This is a genomic window from Actinoplanes sp. NPDC048796, from assembly GCF_040650035.1.
GTDB lineage: Bacteria > Actinomycetota > Actinomycetes > Mycobacteriales > Micromonosporaceae > Actinoplanes.
Window position 1 is genome coordinate 187,820 of sequence record NZ_JBEZGO010000001.1, and the last position, 19,659, is coordinate 207,478.

The 19,659-nt window shown below is 72.1% G+C and carries 16 protein-coding genes and 1 pseudogene; 9 read left to right on the top strand and 8 right to left on the bottom strand.

The window, feature by feature from the left end:
• Nucleotides 1–360: 360 nt before the first annotated feature.
• Together AB0C26_RS00905 and AB0C26_RS00910 are read right to left on the bottom strand one after the other, a co-directional pair.
• Nucleotides 361–1,395, bottom strand: coding sequence for a YndJ family transporter (locus tag AB0C26_RS00905; RefSeq protein ID WP_360239428.1), 1,035 nt, complete (start codon nucleotides 1,393–1,395; stop codon nucleotides 361–363).
• A gap of 124 nt (nucleotides 1,396–1,519) precedes the next feature.
• Nucleotides 1,520–3,085, bottom strand: coding sequence for a beta-N-acetylhexosaminidase (locus AB0C26_RS00910; protein WP_360239431.1), 1,566 nt, complete (start codon nucleotides 3,083–3,085; stop codon nucleotides 1,520–1,522).
• 19 nt (nucleotides 3,086–3,104) lie between these two features.
• Here AB0C26_RS00910 and AB0C26_RS00915 point away from each other — a divergent pair, with 19 nt between their 5' ends.
• From AB0C26_RS00915 to AB0C26_RS00950, 8 genes and pseudogenes are all read left to right on the top strand, one after another.
• Entirely contained in the window at nucleotides 3,105–4,313 is a 1,209-nt protein-coding gene (locus AB0C26_RS00915) for an amidohydrolase/deacetylase family metallohydrolase (RefSeq protein ID WP_360239434.1), read from the top strand.
• Entirely contained in the window at nucleotides 4,313–4,693 is a 381-nt protein-coding gene (locus AB0C26_RS00920; RefSeq protein WP_360239437.1) for a RidA family protein, read from the top strand. The genes AB0C26_RS00915 and AB0C26_RS00920 overlap by 1 nt, the downstream gene beginning before the upstream one ends.
• A gap of 124 nt (nucleotides 4,694–4,817) precedes the next feature.
• A complete protein-coding gene (locus AB0C26_RS00925; RefSeq protein WP_360239440.1) occupies nucleotides 4,818–5,120 on the top strand; it encodes an urease subunit gamma in 303 nt (100 codons plus the stop codon).
• Nucleotides 5,117–5,401: pseudogene (locus AB0C26_RS00930) on the top strand (urease subunit beta); the annotation flags it as partial. The gene AB0C26_RS00925 and the pseudogene AB0C26_RS00930, both read left to right, overlap by 4 nt.
• A 912-nt stretch (nucleotides 5,402–6,313) precedes the next feature.
• Nucleotides 6,314–8,041 carry an urease subunit alpha gene (locus tag AB0C26_RS00935; protein WP_360239443.1) on the top strand — a complete coding sequence of 576 codons (1,728 nt, stop codon included), beginning with the start codon at nucleotides 6,314–6,316 and terminating at the stop codon, nucleotides 8,039–8,041.
• Between the two features lie 2 nt (nucleotides 8,042–8,043).
• A complete protein-coding gene (locus tag AB0C26_RS00940) occupies nucleotides 8,044–8,691 on the top strand; it encodes an urease accessory UreF family protein (protein WP_360239446.1) in 648 nt (215 codons plus the stop codon).
• Entirely contained in the window at nucleotides 8,681–9,376 is a 696-nt protein-coding gene (gene ureG / locus AB0C26_RS00945; RefSeq protein ID WP_360239449.1) for an urease accessory protein UreG, read from the top strand. Before AB0C26_RS00940 ends, ureG begins: the two co-directional genes overlap by 11 nt.
• Nucleotides 9,373–10,131, top strand: coding sequence for an urease accessory protein UreD (locus tag AB0C26_RS00950; RefSeq protein WP_360239452.1), 759 nt, complete (start codon nucleotides 9,373–9,375; stop codon nucleotides 10,129–10,131). The genes ureG and AB0C26_RS00950 overlap by 4 nt, the downstream gene beginning before the upstream one ends.
• Before the next feature lie 2 nt (nucleotides 10,132–10,133).
• Here AB0C26_RS00950 and AB0C26_RS00955 read toward each other — a convergent pair whose 3' ends face one another.
• From AB0C26_RS00955 to AB0C26_RS00980, 6 genes are all read right to left on the bottom strand, one after another.
• Nucleotides 10,134–11,036, bottom strand: coding sequence for a sigma-70 family RNA polymerase sigma factor (locus AB0C26_RS00955; RefSeq protein WP_097324464.1), 903 nt, complete (start codon nucleotides 11,034–11,036; stop codon nucleotides 10,134–10,136).
• A 128-nt stretch (nucleotides 11,037–11,164) separates the two neighbouring features.
• The gene (locus tag AB0C26_RS00960; protein ID WP_360239456.1) at nucleotides 11,165–11,419 is read right to left on the bottom strand and encodes a hypothetical protein; all 255 of its coding nucleotides are present in this window, start codon (nucleotides 11,417–11,419) and stop codon (nucleotides 11,165–11,167) included.
• 266 nt (nucleotides 11,420–11,685) lie between these two features.
• Nucleotides 11,686–13,725 (bottom strand): serine/threonine-protein kinase, encoded by a 2,040-nt coding sequence (locus tag AB0C26_RS00965; protein ID WP_360239459.1) that lies wholly within the window; start codon nucleotides 13,723–13,725, stop codon nucleotides 11,686–11,688.
• Nucleotides 13,726–14,174: 449 nt separating this feature from the next.
• Complete coding sequence (gene cphA, locus AB0C26_RS00970) at nucleotides 14,175–16,931, bottom strand: cyanophycin synthetase (RefSeq protein WP_360239462.1); 2,757 nt, start codon at nucleotides 16,929–16,931, stop codon at nucleotides 14,175–14,177.
• 54 nt (nucleotides 16,932–16,985) lie between these two features.
• Nucleotides 16,986–18,554, bottom strand: a complete 1,569-nt coding sequence (locus AB0C26_RS00975; RefSeq protein ID WP_360239465.1) for an MFS transporter — start codon at nucleotides 18,552–18,554, stop codon at nucleotides 16,986–16,988.
• Nucleotides 18,555–18,563: 9 nt separating this feature from the next.
• Nucleotides 18,564–18,980: a helix-turn-helix domain-containing protein gene (locus AB0C26_RS00980; RefSeq protein ID WP_360243424.1), complete on the bottom strand. Its 417-nt coding sequence runs from the start codon at nucleotides 18,978–18,980 to the stop codon at nucleotides 18,564–18,566.
• A 112-nt stretch (nucleotides 18,981–19,092) separates the two neighbouring features.
• On the opposite strand from AB0C26_RS00980, the gene AB0C26_RS00985 reads away from it, so the two are divergent.
• The gene (locus tag AB0C26_RS00985; protein WP_360239468.1) at nucleotides 19,093–19,596 is read left to right on the top strand and encodes a PaaI family thioesterase; all 504 of its coding nucleotides are present in this window, start codon (nucleotides 19,093–19,095) and stop codon (nucleotides 19,594–19,596) included.
• The last annotated feature ends 63 nt before the right edge of the window (nucleotides 19,597–19,659 follow it).

Sequence of the window (19,659 nt, forward strand, 5' to 3'; positions counted from 1 at the left end):
GGCCGGTTGCCGCCGGCGTCGTGCAGGTTCTCGCCCTTTTCGTTCCGATGGTCCTCAAGGCCCGTTTCGCGCTTTCGCCCCTTGCCCCCGCGACGTCGCCCCTCCTGTCCATGTCGCTGCTCTCGTGCGCGGCCCAGCCCTCGCTTCCCTTTCCGCTCTGTCTCTGGCCGCCGGCGCCCTGGACGCCCTAGCCCGAATCAGCCGCTGGGACGGCGCCAACGGCATGGCGCACCACGCCGCCCAGCCCGTCACGGGCAAGGCGCTGGCGGTCTTCGCACCGGCTGAGGGCGCCGCACGGCGAACCAGTCGCGGGCAAGGCGCTCATGGTCTCCGCACCGGCTGAGGGCGGCGCGCGGCGAGTCAGTCGCGGGTCAGTACGGGCGTCCGGAGCGCGGCGGTGTGGAGGCGGGTGTAGGCGGCCAGGCCGCAGACGGCGAAGCCGAGGGCGTTGGCCACGCCGTGGGTGGCGGCCATCCAGGCCAGCGACGGGTGCGGCAGGCCGGTGGCCTCGCCCAAGGCCCAGCTCACGGCGAGCACCATCGAGGCGGCCAGGACGAGAGCCGAGGTGGCCAGCAGAGCGGCGGTGAGGCGGTCGGGGACGCGGGTACGGGCGTGGCGCCACGTCGACCAGCCCATGGCCCACATGCCGGTGGTGAGGACGAGGGCGCCCGCCAGCTCGACGAACTCGCTGGTGAAGTAGCCGGCCAGCACCAGCAGCGTGCCCGCCGGCACGGTGAGCACGGCCGCGTCGGCGAGGCGACCGGGCGCCAGGCGCCGGTGGAGCCCGGCGATCAGCGCGGCCGCGAACCCGGCGAAGTGGAAGTGCGCCACGGTCAGCGTCAGCACACCCAGCTCGAACCCGAACAGCCGGTACCCGGCCCGCTCGGCAACCAGCGCCCCGGCCGCGACAGCGGGCCCGGCCAGCGCGGTCGCCAGAGCAATCCACTCCCGCCACCCGCGCGAGAGCCGGCGCCAACACCAAACCGGGAGCCGGGCAAGCGCTGGTGTCGGAGCCGGGGCTGAAGTGAGCGCCGCGGCTGAGCCGAGGGCTGGAGCCGGGATGAGCGCCGGGGACGGAATGACGGCTGGAGCTGGACCCAGAGTAGGTGCTGGGGCGAAAGCCGGAGTCGCCGCCGAGGCTGGGGCTGGGGCTGGGGCCGGGGTAAGAAACCGGGGCTGTAGGGCCTGAAGGGCGAGTGCCACAGCCGCGAGCGCGTAGAGGACCGCGAGGCCGGTCGCTGGAATGCCGCGCGGTAGCCACAGGCTCGCCGCGCCTGCGGCCGCCGCGAAGGGCCACGACCCGGCGACCGGGCCTTCGACGCCGATGAGGCGGAGGCCCGCCGGCACCACGAGCACCATGCCGAGCGTGATGAGCGCGTTGACCAGGGCCCACACAGCGACCTCCTATAATTGAACATGTTCAACTATAGGCCATGGATACTCACAGGTCACGGCGCCCGCAGAGGAGAGAGGGACACGCGAGAAGGAAAGAGTGGACGAAAAAGGGCGGGAGATCCTGTCAGTCCGTGGGCGGGAGGTCGGCGGTCATCTCGGCCAGCTCGGCCAAGCGGTCGGGCATGCTCCGCGGGTTGCCGGGAGCGTCGGGGCGGGCGTCCCACGGGCGCGGGCCGGTCAGTGGGCGGTAGTTGACCCCCAGGGCGTCCAAGCGGGACAAATGCTCCGGCAAACGCGCCCGGAACGACTCGTAGGAGCGGCCCGGCGGGTCCCACACCGCCTCGGCCAGGGCGCACAACCGCGGGTATGTCATGTAGTCGACGCGATGGGCGTTCTCCATGTGTTCGGTCCAGACGTTTGCCTGGCCGCCCAGGACGTGGGCCGCCTCCCGCTCCGTCAGACCTGGCGGGACGGGGTCGAAGCCGTACACGTCCTCCAGCGTCAGCCGGGTGCCGACCGGGGTGGGCTCGCCCGGGTCGTCCGACTGGCGGTAGTCCAGGTAGACCGCTATGTCGGGGCAGGACACCACGTCGTGGCCCAGGCGGGCCGCCACCGTGGTCGGGCGCGGGCCCCGCCAGGCCGCCACCACCGCGCCGGGTGGGGTGCCGCCGGCCAGGATCTCGTCCCAGCCGTAGAGGCGGCGGCCGGAACGGGCCAGGTGGGCGGCCATCTGGGCGGTGAACCACGGCTGCACGCCGGGCAGGCCCAGCCGGGCCGCCAGGGGGCTTCCCTCCCATTCGCCCGGTGGGCACTCGTCGCCGCCGATGCCGATCAGCTCCGAGGGGAAGATGTCGCACAGGTGGTCCAGGACGTCGCGGCAGAACGCCATGGCCTCCTCGCCCAGGTTGAGCACGTGCGAGGAGATGCCCCATGTGGTCCGGACGCCGCCGGAGAAACCATTTCCGAGCCTGGGGTACGCGGCCACCGCGGCCTGCATGTGCCCGGGCATGTCGACCTCCGGGACCACGGTGATGTGCAGCGACGCCGCGTACGCCACGATCTCGCGCAGGTCGTCCGTCGTGTAGAAGCCGCCGTGCGGGCGGCCGTCGTCGCGGGCGTGGACGCGGGCGCCCAGCATCGAGGACGGGCGCCAGGCGCCGACCGACGTCAGGCGGGGCCAGCCGGGGATCTCCACGCGCCAGCCCTGGTCGTCGGTCAGGTGCAGGTGCAGGACGTTCAGCTTGTGGAACGCGGCCAGGTCGAGGAAGCGCAGCACGTCGGCCACCGGCATGAAATGGCGGGCCACGTCGAGCATCACGCCACGCCAGGCGAACCGGGGCTGGTCGGTGATGTGCACCGCGGGAACGTTCCAGTCCACCTCGCCGGCCCGGCGCAGCGCCGCCGCGGGCAGCAGCTGGCGCAGGGTCTGCGCGCCCCGGAACACGCCCGCGGGCGACCCGCCGACGATCTCCAAGGAGGTCGGGGCGCACGTCAGGGCGTACCCCTCAAGCGGTTTTGCGTCGTCGACGCGCAGCGTGACGCCGCCCCGCCCGGGCGGGAGTGGGCAGCGCAGAGCGTGGCGAAGCCAGGTGGCCACGCCGTCGAGACCGGGCCCGGCGTCGAGCGGCACGGCCGGATTTAGGTGGAAGAAGCCGTCTTTACGGGTGATGGACACCGGCTGCGGAATCATCGCTTATTACAGTATGCGAGTGACGCACGACCTGCTCCTGAGCGGGGGCGAGCCGTTCGATGTGGCGGTGACCAACGGGAAGATCGCGGCGGTGGGCACGAACCTGCCGCGGGACGCCCGCACGATTGTGGACGTCAGCGGCAAGCTGGTCACGCCGGGACTGATCGATCTGCACACTCATGTCGGGCCGGGATACTGGGGGATCTCGCCGGACTCGGTGGCCTGGTACACGGGCGTGACGACGTGGGTCGACGCCGGATCGACGGGCGCTTACACACTGCCGGATCTGACGAACAGGGTTCTTCAGGTACGGGTCCCCGTGCTCCTGAACATCTCGGCGGTGGGGCTTTCCGGCCGTACGGGCGAAGGTCGTGACCTTGACAATTGCGACGTGGCCCTGGCCATCGACACCGTGCAGGCGCACCGCGAGCTGATCCGCGGTGTCAAGGTCCGCGTCGACCGGGACACCGTGGGCGACAACGGGGTGGAGCCGCTGCGGCGCGCGCTGGCCGTCGGCGAGACATGCGGCCTGCCGGTCATGGTCCACGTCGGGACCACACCGCCGCAGCTGGACGAGGTGCTGGATCTGCTGCGGCCGGGCGACATCGTCACCCACTGCTCCAGCGGGATCGCCGAGCCGCTCGGGCCGGCCGTCAAGGCGGCGTTCGGCCGGGAGGTCCGGTTCGACATCGGGCACGGCTCGGGCGGATTCGCCTTCGACGTGCTGGAACGGCAGCTCGAATCGGGCATCATCCCGGACACGGTCTCGACCGACCTGCACTGCCGATCGCTGTACGGCCCGGTGTTCGACCTGCCGACCACGATGGCCAAACTGCTCGCGGTCGGCCTGCCGCTGCCCGACGTGCTGGCGATGGCGACCACCCGCCCGGCCGAGATCCTCGGCCTGCCGGGCGGCACGCTGACGCCGGGCTCGCCGGCCGATCTGGCGGTTTTCGAGGTACGCGACGAGGAGCACGAGGTCGTCGACTCGCACCGCCAGGTACGCCGGGCGCCGGTGCGCCTGGTGAACACCGCGACCTACGTGGCCGGCCGGCTGCTGCGGCCGCGACTGCCGGCCCCACCGGCCCCCTGGGTCCCGCTGACCGGTGCCCAGCGCGCGGCGCTCGACCGGCGGGAGCAAGATCTTCGGGAGATGCTCGCCGCGCCGCTGGTCGGCGTGGACGGGCTGGCCGAGCAGTTTCCGCGAACATCCGAGGGGGACATCTGATGCCCAAGCGCGCCATCAACACCGACAAGGCGGGCCCGGTCGGCGGGCCGTACTCGCAGGCGGTCGTCGCCGGCGACTTCATCTACCTGGCCGGGGCGATCCCGTCGCTGCCCGACGGCACCTGGGTCACCGGCAGCTTCGCCGAGCAGGCCCACGCGGCCTTCCGCAACCTGGCCACGGTGGCCGAGGCGGCCGGCGCGAGCCTCGACCAGGCCGTACGGCTCGGCGTCTACCTGCGCGACTTCGACGACTTCGCGGAGATGAACGAGATCTACAAGGAGTACGTGAACGGCGAGAACCCGCCGGTGCGGACCACCCTGCCGGTGCCGCTGGTCGGCTTCGACATCGAGATCGACGCGGTTCTCTACACCGGGGCCTGAGCGCGTTTCCCCGCTTCGTGTGCGCGAGCCTGGTTTGATCACCTTGGAGGCTCGCGCCACGAACGGGTAACACGAGCGAAACGTCGGCCTGCGAGGCTCGCGGAGCGCTAACCGGGGAGGTCCCTTGTTCCTCAGCCAGCACGAGCAGGAACGGCTGCTCATCCACGTGGCGGCCGACGTCGCCCAGAAACGTCGCGAACGGGGCCTCAAGCTCAACCACCCCGAGGCCACGGCGATCATCACGGCGTTCCTGCTCGAGGGCGCCCGCGACGGCCGCACGGTAGCCGACCTGATGGACGCGGGACGGCGGGTCCTCACCCGCGACGACGTGATGCCGGGCGTCCCCGAGATGCTGGGCGAGGTCCAGGTCGAGGCGACGTTCCCGGACGGCACAAAGCTGGTCACCGTCCACGGGCCGATCGCATGATCCCCGGCGAGATCCTCCACGGCGACGGCGACATCGAGATAAATTCCGGCCGTACGCCCATAGCCCTGACCGTCCGCAACACCGGCGACCGCCCCATCCAGGTCGGTTCCCACTTCCACTTCGCCGAGTCGAACGCGGCCTTGGACTTCGACCGCACCGCGGCCTGGGGCCACCGCTTGGCCGTCCCCGCCGGCACATCGGTCCGCTTCGAACCCGGCATGCCCCGGGACATCACCCTGATCCCCTTGGCCGGCGCCCGCATAGTCCCCGGCCTACGAGGCTTGGCAGCCGGCCCCTTGGACCCACCTCCCCCCACCCCCGGGTTCCCCATCACCGCCCCGCAGACCACCACCGACCCGGCCACCACCAGCCCGCAGACCACCACCGGCCCATCCGCTGCCGGACCGCAAGGCGCCGCACTCCCGACCGCCCCTCCTCCCTCGCGCTCGTTCTCCGACATTTCCGATTTATCGCCTTCGACAGACGGACCGGAGAACGGAAGCTCGCGGTGACGCAGACGGACCGGAGAACGGGAGGTCGCGGTGACCACGACCGGACCGGAGAACGGAAGGTCGCGGTGACCACGGCCGGACCGGAGAACGGAAGCTCGCGGTGACGCAGACGGACCGGAGAACGGAAGGTCGCGGTGACCACGACCGGACCGCAGAACGGAAGGTCGCGGTGACCGCGACCGAACGGCAGGGCGCGGCGCTCCCACCGCCCGCTCGCCCTCACCCGCCCACCTTTCGGATATTTCCGATTTGTTGTCTTGAGGGAATGCGCCCAAGACGGGAGTTCGCGGTGACCGGGGACCAACCGCGGCGCGGGAACGCGATGACCGCCGACCAACCGCGGCACGGGAACGCGATGACCGCCGACCAACCGCGGCACGGGAACGCGATGACCGCCGACCAACCGCAGCGCGGGAACGCGGTGACCGCGGACCAACGGCGGCGCAAGAGCGCGGTGACCGGCGACGAACCGCACCGCGAGAACGCGGTAATTACGGACCAACCGCGGCGCGGGAGCGCGGACCAACCGCGGCGCGGGGAACGCAGTGACCGCGTACGGGCCAGGACGGGAGCTGGCGGTGACCGCAGCCGGACCGTGGGACGGGAGCGCGCCGTGACCGCGTATAGACCAGGACGGGAGCTGGCGATGACCACGGCCGGACCGCAGAACGGGAGCTTGTGATGACCAGCGCGGGGCGCCTTGAGCGGAGCCGGTACGCGGCTCTCTACGGGCCTACGGTCGGCGACCGGATCCGGCTTGCCGACACCAATCTGCTCATCGAGGTCGAAGAGGATCGCAGCGCCGGACCCCGGCCGGGCGACGAGGTCGTCTTCGGGGGTGGGAAGGTCATCCGGGAGTCGATGGGGCAGTCGCGGGCCACCCGGGCCGAGGGCTCGCCCGACACCGTCATCACCGGTGCTGTCGTGCTCGACCACTGGGGTGTCGTCAAGGCTGACATCGGCATCCGGGATGGGCGGATCGTCGCGCTCGGCAAGGCCGGCAACCCGGACACCATGGACGGCGTACATCCGGATCTTGTCATCGGGCCCGGCACCGAGATCATCGCTGGTAACGGCAAGATCCTCACCGCGGGGGCGATCGACAGTCACGTTCACCTGATCAGCCCGACCATTCTGGACACCGCGATCGCGTCCGGCATCACCTCGATCATTGGGGGTGGGACCGGGCCGGCCGAGGGCACCAAAGCCACCACCGTCACCCCGAACGCCTGGTATCTGGCCCGGATGCTCGAGGCCATCGACACGTACCCGGTCAATGTCCTGCTTCTCGGCAAGGGCAACACCATGTCGGCCGAGTCGATGTGGGAGCAGCTGCGCGGGGGCGCCGGGGGTTTCAAGCTGCACGAGGACTGGGGCACCACTCCCGCCGTGATCGACGCCTGCCTCCGGGTGTGTGACGCCTCCGGCGTGCAGGCGGCGATCCACACCGACACGCTCAACGAGGCCGGCTTCGTCGAGGAGACGTTGCGGGCGATCGGCGGCCGGTCGATCCACGCGTACCACACCGAGGGCGCCGGCGGCGGCCACGCGCCCGACATCATCACGGTCGCCGGGCAGCCCAATGTCCTGCCGTCGTCGACCAATCCGACCCGGCCGTACACCCGCAACACCCTCAGCGAGCACCTGGACATGCTGATGGTCTGCCACCACCTCAACTCGGCCGTGCCGGAGGATCTGGCGTTCGCCGAGAGCCGGATCCGCCCGTCCACCATGGCCGCCGAGGATCTGCTGCACGATCTGGGCGCCATCTCGATGATCGGCTCCGATTCGCAGGCCATGGGCCGCGTCGGCGAGGTCATCCTGCGGACCTGGCAGACCGCCCACGTGATGAAGGCCCGCCGCGGCGCCCTCCCCGGTGACACGGCCGCCGACAACAACCGCGCCCGCCGCTACGTCGCCAAGTACACGATCTGCCCGGCGGTGGCGCACGGCATGGCCGATCAGGTCGGCTCGGTCGAGCCGGGCAAGCTGGCCGACCTCGTCCTGTGGGAGCCCGCTTTCTTCGGCGTACGGCCGTCGCTGGTCCTCAAGGGTGGCATGATCGCCTCCGCGCAGATGGGCGACGCGAACGCCTCGATTCCCACGCCGCAGCCGATGCTGCCACGACCCATGTTCGGCTCGTACGGCGTGGTCCCGGCCCAGACGTCGCTGGCTTTCGTGGCCCCGGCCGCCATCGACGCCATGCTGACCGACCGGGTCGGCGTGAAGCGCGCGTTCGCCCCGGTCGCCGACACCCGCCACGTCACCAAGGCCGACATGCCCTTGAACGACGCCCTCCCCCGCATCGAGGTGGACGCCGACACGTTCGAGGTCCGGGTGGACGGCGAGATCATCGAGCCCGAGCCGGTGACCGAGCTGCCCATGGCCCAGCGCTACTTCCTGTTCTGACCATGAGCCTCGCGACGCTGCTCCTGCTGGCCGACGGCCGCCTCCCGGCCGGCGGCCACGCCCATTCGGGTGGCCTGGAGGCGCAGGTCTCGGCGGGCCGGGTGCGTGACCTCGACGGCCTGGCCGGCTTCCTCCGCGGCAAGCTGGCCACCTCGGGCCTGGTCGCCGCCGCCTTCGCCGCCGCGGCCTGCCACCGCACGCCGGAAAACCTGGCGGACCTGGACGAAGGGCTTGATTCCCGTACGCCGTCGCCCGCGCTCCGGAAGGCGTCGCGGGCCCAGGGCCGGGCGCTGCTGCGGGCGGGCCGGGCCATGTGGGCGCTCCCGGAGATCGGGCGGGAACCGCATCAGCCGGTCGCCCTCGGCGTGCTGGCCCGGGCGGCCGGCCTGGGACCTCTCGAGGCGGCCGTCGCCGCGGCGCACGGCACCGTCACCGGGTCGGCCAGCGCCGGGGTGCGGCTGCTGGGTCTCGATCCGTACGCGGTGCACGGGCTCCTGGCCCGGCTCGCCCCCGACTGTGACCGGGTGGCGGCGTCGGCCGCGGCCCGGGCCGGCGACCCGGTCGGCGACCTGCCGGCCGCGGGCGCTCCCCTGCTCGACATCGGCGCCGAGCTCCACGCCACCTGGGAGGTGCGTCTCTTTGCATCCTGAAACTCACACGCATGCCGCTGACGAGGTGCCGCACACGCATCCCGAGCCGGGCGTCGACCCGCACGCGCCCCTCCCCGACGCGCCCCGGGCGCTGCGGGTGGGCATCGGCGGGCCGGTCGGGTCGGGCAAGACGGCGCTGGTGGCCGCCCTGTGCCGGGCGCTCGGGGACGAGATGCGGCTCGCCGTGGTCACCAACGACATCTACACGACCGAGGACGCCGACTTCCTCAAGCGCAACGGCGTGCTCCCGGTCGAGCGGATCCGCGCGGTCGAGACCGGCTGCTGCCCGCACACGGCGATCCGCGACGACATCTCGGCCAACCTGGACGCCGTCGAGGACCTGGAGGCGGCGCTCGGCCCGCTCGACCTCGTGCTGGTCGAGAGCGGCGGCGACAACCTGACCGCGACGTTCAGCAAGGGCCTGATCGACCAGCAGATCTTCGTGGTCGACGTGGCCGGCGGCGACAAGGTGCCCCGCAAGGGCGGCCCCGGCGTCACCACCGCCGACCTGCTGGTGATCAACAAGACTGACCTGGCCCCGCTGGTCAGCGCCGACCTGTCGGTGATGGACCGTGACGCCCGGGCCCGCCGCGGCGAGCTGCCCACGGTCTTCCTGTCTCTGGTCGAGGACCGCGCCGCCACCCCGGTGGCCGATTGGGTCCGGGGATTGGTCGCCGCACGGTGAAGGCGTTCGCGCGGATCGCCGCCGAGTCCGACGGGCGCGGCGGCACCCGGCCCGCCGAGCTGCGCGGGGAGTCGCCGCTGCTGGTGCGGCGCACCGGGCCGGGCCGGGTCCACCTCGTGGGCGGCGCCGCCGGACCGCTGCGCGGCGACGACCTCCGCCTGGAGATCGCCGTCGGTTCCGGGGCGACCCTAGAGATTCGCAGCGTCGCGGCTCAGCTCGCGCTCCCCGGCCGGTCCCATCTGCCCACGTCCCGCTACGAGGTCCAGGCCCGGGTGGCCGAGGGCGGTGAGCTGCGCTGGCTTCCCGAGCCGCTGATCGCCGCCGCCGGCTGCGACCACGTCACCGTCACCCGGGTCGAGGTGGCCGACGGGGGCCGCCTGCTCTGGCGCGACGATCTGGTCTGCGGCCGTCACGGCGAGGACCCCGGCGACGTACGGACCGAGACCACCGTCCGTCATGCCGGCCGGACCCTCTACCGCCATGACCTCTCGGTGGGCCCGTCCGCTCCCGGCTGGTCCGGCGCCGCCGTGCTCGGCGGCGGCCGGGCGATCGGCACCGTGGTCACGACCACCGTCGCGGATCCCGCGCTGCTGGGCGGCGAGGCCGTGCTCATGCCGCTCGCCGGCCCGGGCATGCTGGCCACCGCGGTCGGCCGGGACATCCGGCAGGTGCGCGCGGCCCTGGACCCGTTGTGTGCGGCCTTCGATCCGTTGTACGCGGCGAGGTCGGCCGGAGCCGCCCTCGCCGTCGGGTGAGCTCAGGCCGCTACCGCGATCGGTACGCCGTGGGCGTCGGTGAGGGCCAGCCTGGTGTGCAGGTTGCCCTGCTGGGCCACGCGGGCGAAGTACTCGCTGCGGCGCCGCTGCATGCAGCCCTTACGTGTCCTCGGGCCGCCCGCGGCCACCGTCAGCAGTTCCGGGGCCAGGGAGCTGTTCAGGCCCTCGCGCAGCAGTTGCAGCGCCTCGGTGCGCAGCTGGGAGATGCGCGACTCGGTGACGCCGAGCCGGGCCGCCACGTCGCTGAGGGGCTGTTCCTGCAGGAAGGACTCGGTGACGACCAGGCGCAGCCGTTCGGGCAGCGCCTGGATCGCCTGGTGCAGGTAGCCGAGGCGCTCCCTCTTGAGCAGCAGGTCCTCGGGGCCTTCGGACAGCTCGGGCACCATCTCCTCGGCCGCCCCGGTGGGGAAGCCCTGGAGGCTGAGCAGCGCCGCCTTCTGCACGTCGTCCTCGACCGTCGCCAGCTCCTGCACCCCGATGCCGAGCATCTCGGCCACCTCGGCGTCGGTGGGTGTGCGGCCGAGCGCGGCGGTCAGTTCCTGGCGGGCGGCGGCGGTGCGCCGGGCCCGGGCCCGGACCGAGCGGCTGGCCCAGTCCTGGCCGCGGAGCTCGTCCAGGAGCGCGCCGCGGATGCGTACCGCGGCGAATCGGTGGAACGGGATGCCGCGGGTGACGTCGAAGGACCGGGCCGCGCCGAGCAGGGCGGCGAATCCGGCCGAGGAAAGGTCGTCCGCGTGGACGTGGCCGGGTACGCGGTTCAGCAGTTCCCGGACCAGGTGGCCAACCATCGGCATGTGTTCGCGGACGAGGTCCTCGATGTCCCGCGCGGACGGCGCGTCGTGGGTCGTGCCGATGGTGGCGGGGAGTTCGGTCGTGTCGCTCACGTGGTCCTCCTCGCTATTCGACCGGTTGCGTGAAAACCGGCTAACGAGAAGAACTTTTACGAACGAAAGGTGCGAAGGCGGCCGAACTCGGTTGCTATTAGGGTGCTTTTCGTGAGAAAAGCTCAGGTTCAGTGGAAGGCGGCGACGTGCCGGTTCCGCAGGACCCCGGTGAGCTCCTCGTGCACCCAGTGCATGCGCGTGACGGCGATGTCCGGGTGGTCGCCGAACTCCAGCGCCACCTCCGCCGCGCATCCGTCGCTGCCGTGCAGCAGCAGCATGGCGGTGACCGCCCGCTCGACGGCCGCCTGACTGGGGCACTGGGACGGCTGGAGATCCGAGACGAAGAGGGCCTCCGCCGCCAGATCCTTGACAATGCTGATCATGTCGAACTCCCCGATGTACGACAACTAGTGCGCTGCCCTTAATGCCCGGTCGGCGGTGGTTACAACCGATCGGAGCGGAAAGAGCAAACCTCATCTTCCTCGCGCGCCCCTCCCGCCCCGGCCAACACGCCGGGCGAATCGGGAGAAAATGCATGCGCCATCAGGTTCACCCTAACTCCGTGCCGCGCGGGGTGTCGTCTGCTTTTTAGGGGCGGACGCGACAGGGCCGGCCCGGAAGCCGGGCCGGCCCTGTGCAGCACCGTGGATCAGGGGACGTCGGGCGGCAGGTTGGGCCCGGCACCGGCGTCACAGTTCGGATCCTCCTCCGGGTCGTCGCAGTTGAGCGTCGCCGGAGGATCGGTCGGCCCCTCCTCGACCGGCAGCGTCGGTGTCGGCGTGGGTGTCGGCGTCGGCGTGGTACGTGGCGGAGGCTCGGGGTCGGGCGCGCCGCCGCCGGTCGTGGTGGTCGGCGTTCCCGTCGGGGTGGTTGCCGGGGTGGTCGTGGTCCCGGTCGTCGTGGTGCCCGGCTTGGGCAGCGTGGTCGTCGTGCCCGGCTTGGGCGACGTGGTGATCGGCTTGACGTTGACGCCCCCGGTCGGCTTCACGGTCGGGGTGATCGTGACGGTGCCGTCGGGCGCGATGCTGTAGCCCGGATCGGTCGTCGTCGGCACCAGCCGCGTGCTGCCATCGCTGAGCTGCTCCACCTTCTGCGGCGGGCCGCCCGGCTTGGTCGACACGAAGGTCTCGCACGTCGCGCCGTTGAGGGTGAACGTCAGCGGCGCGATGTTGGTCGACGTGTACCGGCCGGTGATCGGCACGCTCACCGTCGATTTCGCCTTGATCGCGGCCGCCGTGGGCGAGCTGACCTCGATGCTCTGGCCGTTCTGGTTCAGCGTGGTCCGGCCGTTGCCGGAGATGGTCTGGTCGCCCGGCATGAGGAACCAGAGCTTCCAGTCGTTGACCGGGGTGTCGTCCTTGTTGGCCACCGTGACCTGGGCGCTGAACCGGCCGTTGCTGTCGTTCACGACCGCGTAGTTGACGACGCACTCGCCCGTCGGCGCCACCACTTGAGGCCCGGCGATCGCCGTCTTGTCCTTGGGGCTGCTCCCGCTGGCGCTCCAGCCGTACGTGCCGATGGCCAGCAGCAGCACGCCGGCCGTGACGACCAGGATGCGCCGGGTCCGGTTGCCCGGGCCGCGCTGCCCCGCGGCCGGCGCGGCCTGGTTGCCGTAGGCCGGGCGCAGCTGCTGCCCGGCCTCGATCGGCACCGACTCGAGGCCGGCGAACCGGCTGTTGCGGGCCGGGGCGGCCGGGTTGCCCGACGTGGGCGCCGGGGACTGCGGAGCGGCCGCGGCCGCCGCGGCCGCCGCCGCCTCGGTCATGTACTCGTTCGCGGTCGGCAGGATCGTCGTGTTCTCGGCGTCGTCGGCCCACTCGGGCACATAACCGCGGGCCACCGCGGGCGCGCCCGCCGAAAGCGCGGCCAGGATCCGGGCCAGCTCGGCGCTGGACGGCCGGTCGGCCGGCCGCTTCTCGAGGCAGCGGCCGACCAGGGCGTCCACCTCGGCCGGCAGGCCCTCCACCGGCGGCAGCGGGTCGGGCTCGACGTACTGGTGAGCGCGGAGCAGGGCCGTGGTGGTGCCCACGTCCCACGGCAGCTGGCCGATCAGCGTGCGGTAGATCAGCAGGCCCACCGCGTACACGTCGGTGGCCGGGCTGACCTGGCCGCCCTCGAGCCGCTCGGGCGCGAGGTAGGCCGGCGTGCCCAGCAGGCTGCCGTCGGGGTCGATGTCGTTCTCGCCGATCAGGGCCGAGATACCGAAGTCGACGACCTTGGCCCCGGTCGGGGTGAGCATGACGTTGGCCGGGGTGACGTCGCGGTGGACGATGCCGCGGGCGTGCGCGGCGGCCAGGGCGGCGGCGACCTCGGCGGTGATCCGCACGGCGTGCTGCCAGGGAAGCTTGCGCGCGCGGGCAAGCACGGCGGCCAGCGACTCGCCGTCGATCAGCTCCATCACGACGTACGGCACCGGCTCACCGTCGGCGGTGGTCGCCTCGCCGTAGTCGTAGACGTTGGTGATGTTCGGGTGGCTGAGACGGGCGGCCGCCTGCGCCTCCGCGCGCAGCCGGCGGCGGAACGCCGGGTCCGTGCTGGTCGACGGCGGCAACACCTTGACCGCGACCTGGCGCCCGAGGACCTCGTCGAACCCTCGCCACACCACTGACATCCCGCCGGCGCCGAGCCGCTCGACCAGTCGATAACGACCGGCCAGCAAACTCGAACCGGGCAGGTCCGGCTGGCTCATGTGCCCCCACATGCGCGCCTCGTGAGAAACGCCGAGTCGCACCGCCATGCTCCTCAGCGCCGGGGGAAGCTTTCCCCATCGACGGGTCGGATGCTAGCCGATGATCGCCTGTATCAGAATCCCGCGTCGGGCGGTCTACCTGCGGTTCGTTACCGTCCGTTTCACGACGCATCCCGGCCGTGGCGCCCAGGGGGAAGACCCCCGAAAGTCGGATCTCCGACTGACGTCGGGTGGCGATATCCGGATAAGGCGGTGAATGCCCGCTTCATCGGAAGTGACGGCAGGAACGAGATTCCCGCCGCCCCTTAAGAGCCGCTTAACTGGCGGTCGCCGAAAGATAACGGACCGCCACAGGTAACGATCATGAGCAATTACTTACCGTAGGGCAATTGTTGAAGCCTTGACCTGAGCAACCCCCGCTGATCGGGTGAATACCTCCGCTGATCAGCCTATTTCTCATGCCAACCTGAGAACGCGGCGTGTCGATCCGTCGCGGGAACGCTCCCGTTCCCGAAAAGTACCGACGCCGGCGACGGCCGCTTCGGCGGAGTCAGCCGCACCGGCACGGGCGCCTCCCCGGCCGGGAGCGCGCCCAGCCGAGCCAACAGGTCCAGCACCGGGTCGAGCTTTTCGTAGATGACCAGCACCACATCGCCCGCGCGGGCCAGCCGCAGCGCCGCCGGCACGGCCTCCTCGTAGCCCCGCGCCCGCACCGCCGTCAGCTGCGGGCGGCGCGCCCGCATCTCCCGCTCGACCAGTTCGGACACCTCACCGGGAGCCCGCCCGCCCGGGTCCTCATCCTCGTAGAGGACCGCCCGCGTCACGCCGTCGGCGACCACCTGGGCGCTTCCCGCCAGCAGGTCGTCGCGCCGGTCGCCGGGCAGGGTCAGCGCCACCACGCAGCGGTCCGGGCCCCACAGCTTGTGCAGGGTGCGCAGTGTGGCGGCGAGCGCGGCCGGGTTGTGCGCGTAGTCCACGAAGACCGAGACGTCGCCCAGCCGCAGCAGCGTGGCCCGGCCCGGGTTGTCGACCGTCCACCGAAACTCGGTCAGGCGGCGCACCACGTCCTCCTGGCCGGCGCCGAGCGCGCGGGCGGTGGCGATCGCGGCCAGCGCGTTCGCCACCACGTGGGGTGCCGCTCCCCCGTACGCGCCGGGCAGCTCGGCCATCCGCATCAGCGGGGTCCGCCGGGCCCCGGTGGCCTGGGTCAGCCAGCCGTCCTGGAGCAGGTACGCGGTCGCGCCCTTGGCCAGATGCTCGACCACCACCGGCTGCCGCGCGTCCAGGCCGAACCAGACGATCCGCTTGCGGTCGGCCCGTACCCGGGGCCGCTCGACCAGGTTGCGCACCCACGGGTCGTCGGCGTTGAGCACCAGCGTGCCGCCCTCGCGGACCCGCTCGGCGACCAGCGCCTTGACGTGTGCGAGGTCCTCGATCGTCTCGAGGCCGTCCTGCCCCAGGTGGTCGGCGGTGATGTTGGTGATCACGCCGACGTCCGACCAGTCGTAGCCCAGGCCGCGGCGGATCAGCCCGCCGCGCGCCGTCTCGAGCACGGCCACCTGAACGCTCGGGTCACCCAGGACCATCTGGGCCGAGAGCGGCCCGGTGGCGTCCGCCCGGTAGATCACCCGCCCGCCCACGCGCACGTCGTCGGTGGTGGTCAGGCCCACCCCCGTACCACCGGCGGCCAGCAGATGCGCGGCCAGCCGGACCACCGTGGTCTTGCCGTTCGTGCCGGTGACGGCGGCGGTCGGGATGCGCCCGTCGGAGCCGCCGGGGAACATCGCCCGCACGATCGCGTCGCCCACGTCGCGGGCCCGGCCGCGCACCGGGGCCAGGTGCATGCGCAGGCCCGGCACCGCGTTGACCTCGATCACGCCCCCGGCGACCTCGCCGCCGTCGGTCACCGGCGGCACCGGCTCGGCGATGTCGGGCAGCCGCAGGTCGATCCCGGCGATGTCGAGGCCGAGCAGCGCGGCCACCCGCAGGCAGAGCCGGGCCACGTCGGGATGCACCCGGTCGGTGACGTCGTGGCTGGTGGCGCCGGTGGAGAGATTCGCCGTGCCGGCCAGCCAGACGGCAACCCCGCTCGGCGGTACGCCCGTGAGCGCCCATCCCTGGCGCTCGAGCAGGTCCGGGTCGGCCTCGACCCGGGTGAGCAACCGGGAATGGCCGATGCCGCGGCGGGGGTCGGCGTTGGTCCGCCCGATCAGTTCGGCGATCGTCGACCGGCCGTCGCCGACCACGTGGGCGGCGATCCGCTCGGCCGCGGCCACCACCTCACCGGCCACGACGAGCACGCGATAGTCACGGCCGGCGAGCTGCCGCTCCACGATCACGTCCCGGCCGGCCGCCTCGAAGGCCCGCTCGGCCTGCGCGGCGGTGCCCACGTCGAGCGTCACGTGCTCGCCGTGCCGTCCCTGACGGGGCTTGATCACGACGGGCCCGCCGAGGCGGGCGAGAAGATCAACTGCTTCCCGGGCCGTACGGGCCGGGCCGCCCTCGGCCATCGGCACTCCCGCCTCGCCCAGCAGCCGGCGGGTGACCTGCTTGTCGCCGGCGATGTCGACGCCGACGCCGCTGGTCCGGTCGGTCATGGCGGCCCAGGCCAGCCGCCGCCGCACACCCCAGCCGAGCCGCAGCAGGCTGAGGTCGTCGAAGCGCTCGACCGGGATCCCCCGCCGCCGCGCCGCCGTGATGATGGCCCGGGTGCTCGGCCCGGCCGCTTCCCTCTCGGCCAGATCGGACAAGCGCTCGAGCCCGGTCCTTCCCACGGCGCCGCCGGCGTGCGCGCTCAGCACGAGGTCGACCGCGGCCTGCAGCAATTCGGCCGGCAGGGACGAGTCGGGCGACTCGTCCACCGGGCACTCGATGATCAGGTCGTAGAGGCCCGGTGCGCCCGCCGACACCGTACGGCCGAAGCTGACGTCCCGGCCGATCATCTGCGACAGCTCGATGCAGGCGTGCTCGGTGACGTGACCGAAGTACGTCCCCCCGCGCAACCGGCTCACGAACCCGCCCGGCGCGCCCGCCGCGCAGTGGTGCTCGGCCAGCCCCGGCAGCGCCCGCAGCAGCCGCTCGGCGAAGCCGGTCACGTCCGAGGTCTCGACGCCGGTCAGCTCCTCCAGCCGCAGCCGGGCGACCATGGCGGGCCGGGAGAGGTACACGTTCGGGCCGCGCAGCCGGCGCAGGGATTCGATCTTCATGCGACGCGCCCCCCTTCACTAGGAGGCTAATCGGAACAAAACCGAAACATCCGGCTAATCGGCGTTATGGGCGGGCAGGAGGTGAGTGACCTCGGGCGGCCCGGCGGCCAGCGCGAGCGCCCGCTTCTCGGCCTGCTCGTCGCTGCCGGTCATCCGCCCCTCGTGCTGGCGCAGGTGTTCCTCCCAGGTCGGCACCTGGTAGACCTCGACGTACTTGCCCGGTTCCTCGCCGTCCCGGAACAGACCCCACCGCGACGCGCCGGTGCGCTGCCGCGAACCCCGTACCGCCTCCATGGCCGCGACGAACTCGCCGGCCTTGTCCGCCGCGACCCGGTAGACGGCGGTGACCAGGATCGGCCCCTCGTCCAGGTGCGGCTCGAGCATGATGTGCGGCTCGGCCCAGAAGATGGCCGGGCTCCGGTCGGCGCCGTCCTGCTCGTGCACCGGCCACCAGCGGATCGTCACCGTGCCCGCCAGCAGCGCCACCGCGGCGGCCAGGAAGGCCGTGTCCAGGCCCAACAGCGAGGCCACCTGCCCCCAGACCAGCGCCCCGAGCGCCTGCGACCCGGCGAAGACCACCTGGTAGATCCCGAAGCCGCGGGCCCGTACCCAGTTCGGCAGGAAGAGCTGCAGGGTGGCGTTCATCCGCGAGACCAGCGTCATCCAGGCCAGCCCGGCCAGGACCAGCACGGCCGTCACCGCGATCACGTTCGGCACCAGCGCGGTGACCACCAGCGCCCCGCCGTAGACGAGCCCGGCCAGCACGATCAGCCGGTTCGGCGACAGCCGCTGCCGGATCCGGGGCATCAGCAGCGCGCCGGCGATCGCGCCCACGCCGAGTGCCGCCAGCAGGATGCCGTAGCCGCTCGCGCCCATGCGCAGCTCCTGGTGAGCGACCAGCGGGAGGAGTCCCCAGACGACCGCTCCCGGCACGACAAAAGCCACAACTCGCGCCAGGATGCGCATGACCGTCGGCGAATAGCGGACATATCGCGCGCCCGCCCGTACCGCCTGCCCGAAAGGTTCAGGTTGCGGGAGTTTCCGGGCGGGCCGTCGCCACCGGAAAAGAGCGAGCGCGAAAACCCCGTACGACAAAGCGTTCATCGCGAAAACCGTCGCCGACCCCGTCTGCGCGACGAGAAGGCCGGCCACCGCCGGCCCGGCCGACCGGGCCAGGTTCGTGTTGACCGCGCCCAGCGCCGACGCCGCCGGCAGCTCGTCGCGCGGCACCACCTCCGGGATCACCGCCTGCCAGGTCGGCAGGGTCAGCGCCTGCCCCACGCCCAGCAGGAACGTGAAGACCAGCAGCAGCACCGGCGGCATCAGGTCGAGGATCGTCAGCACGGTCAGCACGCCGGCCACCGCGAACAGCCCGAGCTGCACGGCCAGCAGCAACCGCCGCCGGTCGACCGCGTCGGCCAGCGCCCCCGACGGCAGCGCCAGCAGCAGCACCGGCAGCATGGTCACGGTCTGCACCAGCGACACCCAGGTGGCCGCGTTCGGCTCGCCGACCACCAGCCACTGCGCGCCGACCGTCTGCATCCAGGTGCCGACGTTGCCGGCCAGCACGGCGATCCAGAGATGACGGAAGACCCGCTCCCGGAGCGGCGACCATGGACTCACCGCGAGAATCTACCGGCGCCGCGCTCCCGGCCCCGGCCGGGGCAGCACCTCACGGTAATCACCGACCTCATGCCCGCCGTCGCAGACCACCCGCACACCTACCTCGTGACCGCAGCCGCGATGCTCGAACCGCAGCGGCGGCCCCTCCGGATCGGCCAGGTGACGGTCGCCCCACGCGGCCACCGCGATCATCACCGGGTAGAGGTCGAACCCCTTGGCCGTCAGCCGGTACTCGTGCCGGACCCGCGCCCCTGGCTCCTGGTACGGCTCGCGGCGCAGCACCCCGTTCTCGACCAGGGTGGCCAGCCGGTTGGTCAGCACCTGCCGCGGAATCCTGGTACGCACCCGCATGTCGTCGAAGCGCCGGATCCCGCTGAAGATCTCCCGCAGCACCACCACGGTCCACTTCTCCCCGAGGATCGCCATCGACCGCTCGATCGTGCAGGCATCTACCGACCATTCCAGCGCCTCAGTGGAATTCACGACACCAGGCTAAGTCCACTGGACAGACCCAGCAAACGACTGCGAGGCTGCGTCCATGACCCAGACCCAGCAGGACACGCGTACCCGGACCTTCAGCTGGACCGACCCCGCGGTCCACGCCGAGCTCATCGGCCGCCGATCCGGCCTGGAACTCCTGCGGGCCATGGCCTCGGGCGAACTCCCCGCGCCCCCGATCATGCACCTCATCGACTCGGCCGGCATGCACGTCGAGGAGGGCGCGGTCACCGTCTACCTGGACCCCCAGGAGTTCCACTACAACCCCCTGGGCACCATGCACGGCGGCGTCATCTCCACCCTGCTCGACACGGCCGCCGCCTGCTCCGTCCACAGCACCCTGCCGGCCGGCGTCGGCTACACGAGCCTCGACCTCAACGTGAAGTTCCTGCGCCCCGTGACCCTGACCTCCGGCCGCCTGACCTGCACCGGCAGCGTCCTGCAGAGCGGCCGCCGCACCGCCTTGGCCGAGGCCCGCCTGACCGACTCCCAGGACCGCCTGGTGGCTCAGGCCATGTCGAGTTGCATGCTCTTCAACCTTTAGCGATACGGGATCGACGAAAGACCACCCGCCACGGGGATCAGCGCCGTCGTGGTCCGGGCCGTC